At 71.9% G+C, this 11756-nt stretch carries 12 protein-coding genes; 11 read left to right on the top strand and 1 reads right to left on the bottom strand.

Annotated elements, in window-relative coordinates; all coding sequences use genetic code 11:
- Window positions 1-10 precede the first annotated feature (10 nt).
- From IEZ27_RS25030 to IEZ27_RS24995, 8 genes are all read left to right on the top strand, one after another.
- The gene (locus tag IEZ27_RS25030; RefSeq protein WP_229824301.1) at window positions 11-907 is read left to right on the top strand and encodes an LnmK family bifunctional acyltransferase/decarboxylase; all 897 of its coding nucleotides are present in this window, start codon (window positions 11-13) and stop codon (window positions 905-907) included.
- Complete coding sequence (locus IEZ27_RS25025) at window positions 894-1130, top strand: phosphopantetheine-binding protein (protein ID WP_189649473.1); 237 nt, start codon at window positions 894-896, stop codon at window positions 1128-1130. The genes IEZ27_RS25030 and IEZ27_RS25025 overlap by 14 nt, the downstream gene beginning before the upstream one ends.
- Complete coding sequence (locus IEZ27_RS25020; protein WP_189649472.1) at window positions 1127-2344, top strand: hydroxymethylglutaryl-CoA synthase family protein; 1218 nt, start codon at window positions 1127-1129, stop codon at window positions 2342-2344. The genes IEZ27_RS25025 and IEZ27_RS25020 overlap by 4 nt, the downstream gene beginning before the upstream one ends.
- Entirely contained in the window at window positions 2341-2580 is a 240-nt protein-coding gene (locus IEZ27_RS25015) for a phosphopantetheine-binding protein (RefSeq protein ID WP_221762609.1), read from the top strand. The genes IEZ27_RS25020 and IEZ27_RS25015 overlap by 4 nt, the downstream gene beginning before the upstream one ends.
- Window positions 2577-3830, top strand: a complete 1254-nt coding sequence (locus tag IEZ27_RS25010; protein WP_189649471.1) for a beta-ketoacyl synthase N-terminal-like domain-containing protein — start codon at window positions 2577-2579, stop codon at window positions 3828-3830. The genes IEZ27_RS25015 and IEZ27_RS25010 overlap by 4 nt, the downstream gene beginning before the upstream one ends.
- A 67-nt stretch (window positions 3831-3897) precedes the next feature.
- Window positions 3898-4296, top strand: a complete 399-nt coding sequence (locus IEZ27_RS25005) for a DUF3224 domain-containing protein (RefSeq protein ID WP_189649470.1) — start codon at window positions 3898-3900, stop codon at window positions 4294-4296.
- 107 nt (window positions 4297-4403) lie between these two features.
- Complete coding sequence (locus IEZ27_RS25000) at window positions 4404-5468, top strand: flavin-containing monooxygenase (protein WP_189649469.1); 1065 nt, start codon at window positions 4404-4406, stop codon at window positions 5466-5468.
- A gap of 5 nt (window positions 5469-5473) precedes the next feature.
- Entirely contained in the window at window positions 5474-6013 is a 540-nt protein-coding gene (locus IEZ27_RS24995) for a DUF1697 domain-containing protein (protein WP_125645244.1), read from the top strand.
- Here IEZ27_RS24995 and IEZ27_RS24990 read toward each other — a convergent pair.
- On the bottom strand, window positions 6010-7344 hold the full coding sequence (locus tag IEZ27_RS24990) for a class I adenylate-forming enzyme family protein (protein ID WP_189649468.1): 1335 nt from the start codon (window positions 7342-7344) through the stop codon (window positions 6010-6012). The genes IEZ27_RS24995 and IEZ27_RS24990 overlap by 4 nt on opposite strands.
- A 138-nt stretch (window positions 7345-7482) precedes the next feature.
- Here IEZ27_RS24990 and IEZ27_RS24985 point away from each other — a divergent pair, with 138 nt between their 5' ends.
- From IEZ27_RS24985 to IEZ27_RS24975, 3 genes are all read left to right on the top strand, one after another.
- Complete coding sequence (locus IEZ27_RS24985; protein WP_189649467.1) at window positions 7483-8991, top strand: MFS transporter; 1509 nt, start codon at window positions 7483-7485, stop codon at window positions 8989-8991.
- Between the two features lie 120 nt (window positions 8992-9111).
- Window positions 9112-10305 carry a cytochrome P450 gene (locus IEZ27_RS24980; RefSeq protein WP_189649466.1) on the top strand — a complete coding sequence of 398 codons (1194 nt, stop codon included), beginning with the start codon at window positions 9112-9114 and terminating at the stop codon, window positions 10303-10305.
- Window positions 10302-11675: an acyl-CoA carboxylase subunit beta gene (locus tag IEZ27_RS24975; protein WP_189649465.1), complete on the top strand. Its 1374-nt coding sequence runs from the start codon at window positions 10302-10304 to the stop codon at window positions 11673-11675. Before IEZ27_RS24980 ends, IEZ27_RS24975 begins: the two co-directional genes overlap by 4 nt.
- The last annotated feature ends 81 nt before the right edge of the window (window positions 11676-11756 follow it).

The following is an 11756-nucleotide window of genomic DNA, read 5'->3' as shown; positions in this document are numbered from 1 at the left end:
CGAAAGCACCGTGACCAGGACCGAGCTGGTCAAACCCGGTATGTGCGGGCCCAACTCGCTGTTCATGGGCGAGGTCGGCGACTGGACCTGGGACACGGTCAGCGCGCTGTGCGGCACGAACGCCTTCGACGCGCGCAACGCGGCCGGCGATCCCACGTACCTGTCGTTCTACTACTTCCACGTCCGGGGCAGCCGGGACCTGCACGTCAACGCGCTGACGTTCGGCGACGAGCTGGAGGTCACCTCCAGGCTGTTCGGCTTCGGCAGCGAGTCCGTGCTGGCCCTGCACCGGATCGGCCGCGACGGCGGCCGGGCGGGCGAGCTCGACCCGGACCGTTTCTACGCCTTCGACGACCCCGGCTGCATCTACGTGGAGACCTTCAACCGGTGGATCTCCAGGAGCGCCCCGGGCAGCAACGAGGGCCTGGTCAAGTCGTCGCCGGTGGACTTCAGGCACGAGCACCTGCCGGAGTTGCCCGGCGCGTACTCACCGAGGCGGGTCTACGGCCACGCGCGGAGCACCGGCACCTTCCTGGCCCGCAAGCCGGACGATCCGATCACGTTCACCGCCGACTACCCGGTGGAGCCGTCCAGGGATCTCAACGGCGTGGGCCTGCTCTACTTCGCCTCCTACTTCTCGATCGCCGACTGGGTGCTGCTGCGCTTCTGGCGGCACCGGGGGTTCAGCGTCGCCGACTTCCTCGGCCGCGTCGTGCTCGACCAGCGGCTCTGCTACCTGGGCAACGCGAACGCCGACTCGGTGCTGCGCGTGAGCCTGGAGTGCTGGCCGGCGCCGGAGAACGAGAACGAGGAGATCGTCAACCTCGTCATGGAGGACCGGGGCCGCACGATCGCGGTCAGCACCCTGCGCGTGCTGAGGAGGGGAGAGACCGATGGCGACACGTGAGCACGTCGAAGGCATCGTGCACAAGGCGATCGACGAGATCCTGCCCGGCGTCGAGATCGACGGCCGGGCGCACCTGAAGGACCTGGGCGCGGACTCCGTGGACCGGGTCGAGATCATCATGGCCGTGCTCGACCGGCTCGGCGTCCGCGAGCCGCTGTCCTCCTTCGGCGGCGTGCCCAGTGTCGACGCCCTGGTCGACTTCCTGTGGGAGCGTGTGAGGTGAACGTCGGAATCGAGGCACTCAACGTCTACTGCGGCCTGGCTCAGATCCCGGTGCCGGTGCTGTTCGAAGGGCGCGGGCTCGACGCCGAGCGCCTGGGCAACCTGATGATGACGAACCGTTCGGTCGGCCTGCCGTTCGAGGACCCGGTGACGAACGCCGTCAACGCCGCCCGGCCGATCGCCGGCGACGACCGCATCGAGATCCTGATCACCTCCACCGAGTCCGGCCTGGACTACAGCAAGTCGGTGGCCTCCTACGTGCACGAATACCTCGGCCTGCCCAGGAGCTGCCGGGTGGTGGAGGTCAAGCAGGCGTGCTACGCGGCGACGGCCGCCGTCCAGCTCGCCGCCGCGTACGTCGCCTCGGGGGTGTCACCCGGCGCGAAGGCGCTGGTGATCGCGACGGACGTGGCACTGGTGGACGAACGGGCCGCCTACGCCGAGCCGGCGATGGGCGCCGGGGCCGCAGCCGTGCTGATCGGCGACCGGCCGCGCGTCCTGGACCTCGACCTGGGGGCGTTCGGCAACCACAGCTACGAGACGATGGACTCGGCGCGGCCGGGGCCGACGTTCGACGTCGCCGACTCCGACCGTTCGCTGTTCGCCTACCTCGACTGCCTCACGAGCTGCCTGGCCGGCTACCGGTCCAGGGTCGAGGACGCCGACTTCGCCACCACCTTCGACCATCTGGCCATGCACACCCCGTTCGCCGGGATGGTCAAGGCCGCGCACCGCAAGCTGATGCGCGAGTCGGGCGGCGGCACGGCCTCGGTCGAGCAGGACTTCGAACGGCGGGTGCTGCCGTCGCTGGCCTACCCGCGGCAGGTGGGCAACCTGTGCTCAGGCTCGGTCTATCTGGCGCTGGCCAGCCTGATCGACAACGCCGCCCTGGACGGCCCGGCCCGGGTCGGCCTCTACTCCTACGGCTCGGGCTGCTCCTCGGAGTTCTTCAGCGGCCTGGTGGACGAGGAGTCGGCGCGCACGCTGGCCGCGATGCGGATCGGCGAGCACCTGGACGGCCGCTGCGAACTCGGCTTCGACGAGTACGCCGCGCTGCTGCCGGACACCCTCACCTGCCTCGTGCCGGAGCGGGACCGGCAGGTCGACGTGGGCGCGTACGAGCACCTGCTCGGCCGGGCCCGCGTCGACCGGGATCTCCTGGTGAACACCGGGACCAAGGACTACCACCGAACCTACGAATGGCTGGCACGATGACCGACACGGAGATTTTCGAGACCGTCAAGCAGAACGTCCTGAAGGTGCTGCCGGATCTGCGTCCCGGCGACGTGACGACCGAGGGCACCTTGACCGACCTGGGCGCCAACAGCGTCGACCGGGCCGACGTGGTCACCATGAGCATGGAGGACCTCGGCCTGACCGTGCCGGTGTCGGAGTTCCAGGAGGTGCACGACATCCGGTCCCTGGTGAACCTGCTGGCGAGGCATGCATGAAGGTCGTCGTCACCGGCATGGGCATCGTCTGCTCGATCGCCTCCACCGTGCCGTCGTTCACCAGGGCGCTGCGCGCGGGCCGGTGCGGGATCGGGCAGGTGGCCGACCCCGGCGACGGCGGCCCGAGGCTGGCCGCCCCGGTCAGGGGCTTCCGCTTCAAGGAGGCGGTGGCGGCGCGCCGGCGCCTGCCCGAGGAGACCGTGCGCACCGCGTTGCGCGCCGCCGGCCGCTCGCCCCAGCCGCTCCAGATGGACCTGGTCGCCGCCATGCAGGCGTACGAGCAGGCGGGGCTGCACGAGGCGCGGGCCGACCCGGAGCGGATGGGCCTGGTCGTGGCCGGGCACAACCTCAGCTCCGGCTACGCCCACGACCTGCACCCCAAGTACGAGGACAACCCCGCCCACCTGCCGGCCAGGTTCGCCCTGCACTTCATGGACACCGACCGCGTGGGCACGCTGAGCCAGGTGTTCGGCATCAGGGGCGAGGGCTACACCGTGGGTGGCGCCTCGGCCAGCGGGAACGTGGGCATCATCAACGCCAGCCGGCTGGTGGAGGCGGGTGCCGTGGACGTCTGCCTGGTGGTGGGCGCCATGACCGACCTGTCGCCGATGGAGAAGCGCGGCCTGGCCACGCTGGGCGCGGTCGCCGGCGTCGAGGAGCCGCGGCGGGCCAGGTGCCGGCCGTTCGACGAGGACCACGAGGGGTTCGTGCCCGGCCAGGGCGCCGGCTGCGTCGTGCTGGAGAGCGCGCGCTCGGCCGCCGCCCGCGGCGCGCGGGCCCTGGCCGAGCTGTGCGGCTACGACCTGAAGCTGGACGCCAACAGCCTGCCCGACCCGCGCGAGGAGGGCGAGGCCAGGGTGATGGTCAACGCCATGGCCAACGCGGGAGTGGGACCGCGCGACATCGACTACGTCAACGCCCACGCCACGGCCACCCCGAGCGGCGACGTCGCCGAACTGGCCGCGCTGCGCAGGGCGCTGGGCGACAGCTTCGGCCGGCCGTGGGTCAACTCCACCAAGGGCCTGGTCGGCCACTGCATGTGCGCGGCCGGCGTGGTGGAGGCGATCGCCACCGTGGTGCAGATGCGCCGCGGGTTCGTCCATCCCAACCTCAACCTGCGCCATCCGATCAACCAGGACTGCCGGCTGGCGCCCGGCAGGCTCCGCGCCGCCGACATCCGCTACGCGCTGTCCAACAGCTTCGGGTTCGGCGGGTTCAACACCTGCATAGTCCTCGGGCGCGAGCGTTGAGCTCGGACCGACGCATAGCGCTCAAGGTCAGGGGTAGCGAAAAAGATGACAAAAAAAGGGAGCTGACATGACCACCCAAGGTAAGGGCTCGTACCAGATCACCGGATGGGACGAGAAGCCCTACGAGGAGAAGAAGGGCCAGCCCAAGCTCAGTCAGGCCCACGTCACCAACGCCTGGAGCGGCGACATCGAAGGCGAGGGACGGGCCGAGTACCTGATGGCCTACGCCAGCGACACCGAGGCCAGCTTCGTCGGCCTGCAGAAGGTCGTCGGGAGCGTACGCGGCAAGAAGGGCTCCTTCGTGCTGCAGGCGAACGGCACCTTCGACGGCGGCGTGGCCAAGGCCGACTGGTTCGTCGTGCCGAACTCCGGCACCGATGAGCTGAAGGGGCTGAGCGGCAAGGGCGGGTACGTCTCCAAGACCGACGGCTCGGCGGAGGTCACCCTGAACTTCACCCTCGGGTAGACGCCGCACGCGACGAGTACGCGGGGCCGGGCGCCCCGCGTACTCGCATGTCAGGATCTGCTCAGTGTTGAGCAGACCGGCCCGCGCCCGCGCGGAACGATGGCCGCATGGACACTGAAGTGATCGTCGTCGGTGGCGGCCAGAGCGGGCTCGTCGCGGGCTACTACCTGAAGCAGGCCGGCATCCCCTTCGTCATCCTCGACGAGGAACCCCGCCTCGGCGAGGCGTGGCGGCAGCGCTGGGACTCCCTGGAGCTGTTCACGATCGCCGAGTACTGTGCCCTGCCCGGCCTGCGCTTCCCCGGCGGGAAGAACCGCTTCCCGACCAAGGAGGAGATGGCCGACTACGTCGAGGCGTACGGCGAGGAGTTCGACCTGCCGGTCAGGCTCGGCACCCGCGTCACCTCCCTGGAGCCGATCGAGGGCGGCTACCGGCTGGAGACCACGAAGGGCACGTACGAGGCGCCTCAGGTGATCATCGCGACCGGCGCCTACCGGGTGCCGAAGCTGCCCGGGCTCGCGGACGGGCTGGACCCCGAGGTCTTCCAGGTGCACACCGGCCGCTACCGCAACCCGTCCCAGGTGCCGCCGGGCGGGACGGTCGTCGTGGTCGGCGCCGCCAACTCCGGCGCGCAGATCGCCCCCGAGCTGGCCCACGGGCGCCGCGTGCTGCTGTCGCAGGGCTCGCCGCTGCCGCACTTCGGCCGCCGCTTCCTGGGCAAGGGCCTGCACTGGTGGGGCGACAAGTTCGGGCTGATCGCCAAGCCGCTGATGGGCGAGCGCGACCGCCTGCACAAGAAGACGATCCTGGTCGGGCCGAGCCTGAAGAAGCTGGCCAAGCGGCACGGCTTCGAGCTGGTGGGCCGTACGGTCGGGGCCGAGGGCCGGACGATGCGCTTCGAGGACGGCCGCTCGGCCGACGTCGACGCCGTCGTCTGGGCGACCGGCTTCCGCTACGACTACTCCTGGGTGCACGCGCCCGTCGCGGACGACGGCGGCGGCATCGTGCAGGACCGCGGCGTGACCGCCGCCCCCGGCCTCTACGTCCTCGGCATGCAGTGCCAGCATTCCTACGGTTCGGCGCTCATCTGGTGGGTAAAGGACGACGCGGCCTATCTGGTCGAGCGCATCAGGCAGTTCCGTCCCCAGGCGGTGGCGAGCAGGAGGGGTTGAGCGACATGTCCAGGCAGGTGGCGCTGCTGCGCGGCGTGAACGTCGGCGGCCGGAACATGGTGAGCATGGCCGAGCTCCGCGAGCTGCTGAAGGGCCTCGGCTTCGAGGACGTCAGGACACACCTGCAGAGCGGCAACGTCGTCTACACCAGCGGGAAGAGCCCCGGCGAGGCGGCCGCCGAGATCGAGGCCGCGCTCGCCCGCGACCTGGGCGTCCAGGTGCCCGTCCTGGCCAGGACGGGCGCCGAGCTGGGCGCGATACTCAAGGCCGACCCGCTCGGCGACGTCGCCCACGACGGCGCCTTCTACCTGGTCACGTTCCTGTCCGGCGAGCCGGACGGCAAGCCGATCAAGGCGCTCGACCCCGAGGTCTTCAAACCGGACGTCTTCCGGCACGTCGGCAAGGAGATCTACGTGTGGTGCCCCAACGGGGTCCGCAACACCAAGCTGTCGTACTCCTTCTGGGAGAAGAAGCTCGGTGTCACCGCCACCGCGCGCAACTGGAAGACCGTCACTAAACTGCACGAACTGGCCGCCGAAGGCTAACCCGCCAGCAGGCGCTTGAGTGTCTTGCCGATCGGGCCGCGCGGCAGCGTGTCGGTGACGACGTACCGCGTGGGCCGTTCGGCCGGGTCCAGCCGGTCGGCGGCGAAGGCGCGCAGGTCGTCCTCGGCCACGGGGGAGCGCAGCACGACGGCCGCGGTGACACCCTCCGGCCCGCCGTACGCGGCGGCCTCGACCACCTCCGGATGCCAGTGCAGCGCGTGCTCGACCCGCAGCGAGGAGATCCGCCGGCCGCCGGAGACGATGACGTCGGCGGCACGGTCGAGCAGGCGCAGCCGGCCCTCCCCGTCCAGCTCGCCCAGGTCGCCCATGTGGGTCCAGCCGTCGCGGAAGGTGCGCTCGTTCGCGGCGGCGTCGGTCAGGTAGCGGCGGGGCGGGGCGGCCGAGCGCAGGCAGATCTCGCCCGCCTCGGTGATCCGTACGTCGGTGCCCGCGCTCGGCCGGCCCAGCAGCCCCTCGTCAACCTCGATGGACGCCTCGGTGGACGCCTCGGTGGGCGGCGTCTCCACCGGGCGGTGCACGAACGCGGGAGCCGACTCCGTCGAGCCGTAGCCGATGACGATCCGTACGCCCGGCAGGGCCTCCATGAGCCGGGCCACCGTGGCCATCGGCACCGGCGCCGAGCCCAGCATGAGCGCCCGCAGGCCGGACAGGTCGTACCGCTCGTGCCACCCGTACGCCACCATCCGCGTCGCGGTGGACGGCGGGACGATCGCCATCGGCACCCGCAGCTTCTCCAGCATGCGGGCCACGTTCTCGGGCCCGAGGTCGGTCAGCACGTGCGTGGTGGCCGGGGCGGTCATCGCCGTCATCAGCGCGCTGTGCCCGGCGTTCGTGCCCAGCGGGACGGCCGCCAGCACCCCGGACACGCCGGTGAACAGCTTCCCGCGGCCCTCGTGGCCGTAGGTGAGGTTCGCGGCGGGGACCGCCACGGCCTTGGGACGGCCGGTCGTGCCCGAGGTGTAGAGGATCTCGGCCACGTCGTCGTCCCGCGCGGCCGGCTGGTCGCCGACCGGGCCGGGCAGCACCTGGGTCGCCTCGCACTCGGCCAGGCGGGCGCGTACCGCGGCCTCCGGCAGCGCGGGCGGCAGGCCGAGCACGGTGCCGCCGGCCAGGTGCACGGCCAGGGCGGCCACGGCGTGCTCGATCCAGCCGTCGTGCCGCAGCGCCGTCCTGGCCGGGGCCAGCCGGGCGGCCAGCTCCTCCGACCGGGCGGTCCAGTCCGCCACGCGCAGCTCGCGCTCGCCGTCCACGACGAGCGCCACGTGATCGCCCGAGCGGCCGCTGACCAGTTCTGCCGGGTTCGTCGTCATGCGGCCGATGGTAGGAAGCCGCGCGCCTCCCGGATGCTCAGTGTTGAGCAGACCCGCGGGTCGCTTTCGTGTGGGCTGGAGTCGGCATGGGTCCGCGAAGCAGTGGGACGGCTGCCAAGAACAAAGGGAGGCGATGACATGAACCAAACCGGTGACGTGAACCGAACCGGTTCGAGTACGCGCGGCCAGCTGTTCGCCACCATCGGCGCACTCCTGGCCCTGGCCCTGGCCTCGATCGACGTCTCGGTCGTCGGGGCGGCGATGCCCCGGATCGCCGCCGATCTGCACGGCCTGTCGCTGTACGCGTGGGTGGGGGTCTCCTACGCGGTCGCGGCCGCCGTCGTGGTGCCGATCGCCGGCAAGCTCGGCGACATGTTCGGCCGCAAACCGGTGTTGCTCGTCGGCCTGGCGGGCTTCCTGGTCGCGTCGTGGTTGTGCGGCGCGGCCCAGACGATGCCCCAGCTCGTCGGCGCGCGGGGGCTGGCCGGGCTGTTCGGCGGCGTGCTGATGGCCAACGTCTTCACGCTGCTCGCCGACGTCTACACGCCCGAGCGCCGTACGCAGATGCAGGGTGTCTTCTTCGGCTTCTCCGGCCTCAGCATGGTGATCGGGCCGCCGCTGGGCGGGCTCATCACCGACAACTGGAGCTGGCGCTGGGTCTTCTACGTCAACGTGCCGATCGGCCTGCTCGCGATCGCCGCCGTGCTGATCGGCGTCCCGTTCGTGCGCAGCGGCGCGAGCTGGCGCGACATCGACTTCGCCGGCGTCGTCACGCTCGTGGCGGGGCTCGTCCCGATCCTGATCGGGCTCACGCTCACCGGTGACGGGCACGCCTGGACCTCGCCCGAGGTGCTCGCGCTGCTGGTCGGCGGCGCCGTGCTGCTCGTCGTGTTCTACTTCGTGGAGACGCGGATGGCCAAGAACCCGCTGGTGCCGTTCGCGTTGTTCCGGAGCAACCAGGTCTCCGTCATGGCCGTGGTGGCCTTCTTCTCCGCGTTCGCCATGATGGGCACGGCCTTCTACGTGCCGCTGCTCTACCAGGGCGTGCTCGGCGTGAGCGCGACCCACTCCGGCACGCTGCTGATCCCGATGATGCTCGGCCTGATGCTCATGGCGCCGATCGCCGGCAAGGCCATGACGGCCATGCCGCGCTACCGGATTCTCGGTGTGTTCGCCATGGCCGCCATCGTCGCCGGGCTGCTGATCCTGTCGGCCGTCGGGCCGGACAGCGGCCAGGGCCTGCCGATCGTCGCCATGGTGCTCATCGGCGTCGGCATCGGCATCTCCTTCCCGATGGCCACCGCCGTCGTGCAGAGCGCGATCCCGATGGAGCAGGTGGGCGTCGGCACCAGCCAGATCCAGTTCTGGCGCATGATCGCGGGACCGGTCTCGCTGGCGATCCTCGGCTCGATCATGTCGGGCCGCCTCGGGGCCGCCGGTCAGGGCGGCGAGGGCGTGTCCCCGCAGGTGCTCGCCGACGCGCTGGGCGACCTGTTCCTCGCCTGCGCCGTCGCGGTGGGCATCGGCCTGGTGGCCAGCCTGTTCCTGAAGGAGGTCCCGCTGCGCGACATGTCCATGGGCAAGTCGAAGGCGGGCAAGGCCGACCAGCAGGCCGCGCGGAACCAGGGGCGTACCGCAAGGGCGTGACCCCGTTCCACGGGTGGCGGGGCCGTACGCGGCCCCGCCATCGCCGTGCCCGCCCTACCCCTCGCTGCGCCTGCTCACAGTTGAGCAGACGGGCGCGGGCGCGCGGGCGAGGCTGCTGGCATGGACTCCTACCCCATCCCCAGGACGTGCCCGCTGGATCCGCCGTCCGAGTACCGGGAGCTGCAGGCGGGGCGGCCCATCACGCGCGTGCGGCTGGACTTCGACGGGAGCGAGGTCTGGCTGGTGACGCGGTACGAGGACGCCCGCGCCGTGCTCGGCGACGCCCGGTTCAGCTCCGACTTCGCCACCCCCGGCTTCCCGGCCCGGCTCACCTCGCAACCTCCCGGGCCGGGCACCTTCATCAGGATGGACCCGCCCGACCACTCGCGGCTGCGCCGCCTGCTGCTGCCGGAGTTCAACCGCCGGCGGGTCGAGGCGCTGCGCCCGGCCATCCGGCGCATCGCCGGGACGCTCGTCGAGGACATGGCCGCCCAGGGGCCGCCGGCGGACCTGGTCGAGGCGCTGGCCCTGCCGCTGCCGTCGCAGGTCATCACCGAGCTGCTCGGGGTGCCGTACGAGGACCGCGACTACTTCCACGAGACCACCAAGGTCATCGGCGACCGCAACGTGGAACCCGAGCAGCGCATGAAGGTCCGCCAGGACCTGCGCCACTACCTGGAACGGCTGGTGGCCGAGCGCGAACGGCAGCCCGCGGACGACCTGCTCAGCCGCCTCGGCGCGCACCGGGAGGCGGCCAAGGTCACCCGCGAGGAGGTCGTCGGCGTCGCGACGCTGCTGATGGTGGCCGGGTACGAGACCATCGCCAACCAGATCGGCGTCGGCACCGTGGCGCTGCTGGAGAGCCCCGACCGCCTGGCCGAGCTGCGCGAACGGCCCGAGGCGCTGCCCGCCGCCATCGAGGAGGTCATCCGCCACCAGACCGTCATCGACTACGGCGCCCGCCGCGCCGCCACCACCGACGTCGAGGTCGGCGGCCGGCTCATCAGGCAGGGCGAGGGCGTGGTCGTGGTGCTGGCCGCGGCCAACCGCGACGAGGAGGTCTGGGCCGACCCCGACCGGCTCGACTTCGGCCGGTTCGGCGACCTCGCCGGACGGCAGGAGCACCTGTCCTTCGGCTTCGGCATCCACCAGTGCATGGGCCAGCTCCTGGCCCGCGCCCAGCTGGAGATCGCCTGGTCCGTCCTGTTCGACCGGCTTCCCGGGCTGCGCCTGGCGGTGCCGCTCGACGAGGTGCCCTTCCGCTCCGACATGTTCGTGTACGGCGTCCACGCGCTCCCGGTGACCTGGGGATGAACCGTGACCCGCGGGACCGGTTCCGCGTGCTCTTCGACCCCGGAACCGTACGGCCGCTGCCGGGCGACGACGGCTGCGGCGTGCTGGCCGCCCGGGGCGACATCGGCGGCGGCCCGGCCGTCGCCTACGCGACCGACCCCGGCCGCATGGGCGGCGCGATGGGCGCCGAGGGCTGCGCCGGCATCGTCGGGGCCATCGACATCGGGGTACGCGAGCGGGTGCCCGTCGTCGGCCTCTGGCACTCCGGCGGCGCGCGGCTGGGCGAGGGCGTCACCGCGCTGGACGGCGTCGGCCAGGTGTTCGCCGCGATGGTCCGGGCCTCCGGCGCCGTCCCGCAGATCTCCGTCGTGCTCGGTCCCGCCGCCGGCGGCGCGGCCTACGGCCCGGCGCTGACCGACGTGGTGATCATGAGCGAGCACGGGCGCGTCTTCGTCACCGGCCCGGACGTCGTACGCAAGGTCACCGGCGAGGACGTCGACATGGAACGCCTGGGCGGCCCCGACCCGCACAGCAGGCGCAGCGGCCTGGCCCACCTGACCGCCCCGGACGACGAGGGCGCCATCGGCTCCGCCCGCCGGATCACGACCCTGCTCGGCGACCAGGGCGAGCCGTGTCCCGACCTGGCCGCCGCCGACCCCGGGCTCGGTGACCTGCTGCCCGAACGCGCCAACCGCGCGTACGACGTGCATCCCATCCTCGCCCGGCTGCTCGACGGCCCCGGCGAGGAACTGCACCCGAAGTGGGCGCCCAACCTCGTCACCACGCTCGGCCGGCTGACCGGCAGGACGGTCGGCGTCATCGCCAACAACCCCCTGCGCAAGGGCGGCTGCCTCGACGCGGCCGCCGCCGAGAAGGCCGCCCGGTTCGTACGCATGTGTGACTCGCTCGGCGTGCCGCTCGTCGTGCTCGTGGACGTGCCCGGCTACCTGCCCGGCGTCCGGCAGGAGTGGGACGGCGTGGTCCGGCGCGGCGCCAAGCTGCTGCACGCCTTCGCCGAGGCCGTCGTGCCCCGGGTGACGCTGGTGCTGCGCAAGTCCTACGGCGGCGCGTACGTCGCCATGAACTCCCGCGCCCTGGGCGCCTCGGCGGTGTTCGCCTGGCCCACCGCCGAGGTGGCCGTCATGGGCGCCGAGGCGGCCGTGGACATCCTGCACCGCAGGAAGCTGCGCGACGGCCCGGAGGACGGGCGCGAGGAGCTGCGCCGCCGGCTCGTCGCCGAGCACGAGCGGGAGGCCGGCGGCGTCGGCAAGGCCGTGGAGATCGGCGTCGTGGACGAGGTGATCGAGCCCGCCGGCACCCGGCGGCGGCTCGCCGAGGCCCTGCTCAAGGCCGCGCCGCTGCGCGGCGACCACACCAACATCCCGCTGTGAAGCCCCTGCTCACTTTTGAGCAGGCAGCACGGCGGCCCTCTCATTAGCGTGACGGACAAGTCCGACAGACGGAGTGGAATG

It is taken from the genome of Nonomuraea spiralis (assembly GCF_014648435.1).
Taxonomy (GTDB): Bacteria; Actinomycetota; Actinomycetes; order Streptosporangiales; family Streptosporangiaceae; genus Nonomuraea; species Nonomuraea spiralis.
The sequence above is the reverse complement of the archived record's forward strand: the minus strand, read 5'-3'. Positions and strand labels throughout refer to the sequence as shown.

Excerpts from the sequence above, each read along its gene's own strand:
- IEZ27_RS25025 (WP_189649473.1), top strand. The coding sequence starts at position 894 with ATGGCGACACGTGAGCACGTCGAAGGCATCGTGCACAAGGCGATCGAC.
- IEZ27_RS25015 (WP_221762609.1), top strand. The coding sequence starts at position 2,341 with ATGACCGACACGGAGATTTTCGAGACCGTCAAGCAGAACGTCCTGAAG.
- IEZ27_RS25010 (WP_189649471.1), top strand. The coding sequence starts at position 2,577 with ATGAAGGTCGTCGTCACCGGCATGGGCATCGTCTGCTCGATCGCCTCC.
- IEZ27_RS25005 (WP_189649470.1), top strand. The coding sequence starts at position 3,898 with ATGACCACCCAAGGTAAGGGCTCGTACCAGATCACCGGATGGGACGAG.
- IEZ27_RS25000 (WP_189649469.1), top strand. The coding sequence starts at position 4,404 with ATGGACACTGAAGTGATCGTCGTCGGTGGCGGCCAGAGCGGGCTCGTC.
- IEZ27_RS24995 (WP_125645244.1), top strand. The coding sequence starts at position 5,474 with ATGTCCAGGCAGGTGGCGCTGCTGCGCGGCGTGAACGTCGGCGGCCGG.
- IEZ27_RS24990 (WP_189649468.1), bottom strand. The coding sequence starts at position 7,344 with ATGACGACGAACCCGGCAGAACTGGTCAGCGGCCGCTCGGGCGATCAC.
- IEZ27_RS24985 (WP_189649467.1), top strand. The coding sequence starts at position 7,483 with ATGAACCAAACCGGTGACGTGAACCGAACCGGTTCGAGTACGCGCGGC.
- IEZ27_RS24980 (WP_189649466.1), top strand. The coding sequence starts at position 9,112 with ATGGACTCCTACCCCATCCCCAGGACGTGCCCGCTGGATCCGCCGTCC.
- IEZ27_RS24975 (WP_189649465.1), top strand. The coding sequence starts at position 10,302 with ATGAACCGTGACCCGCGGGACCGGTTCCGCGTGCTCTTCGACCCCGGA.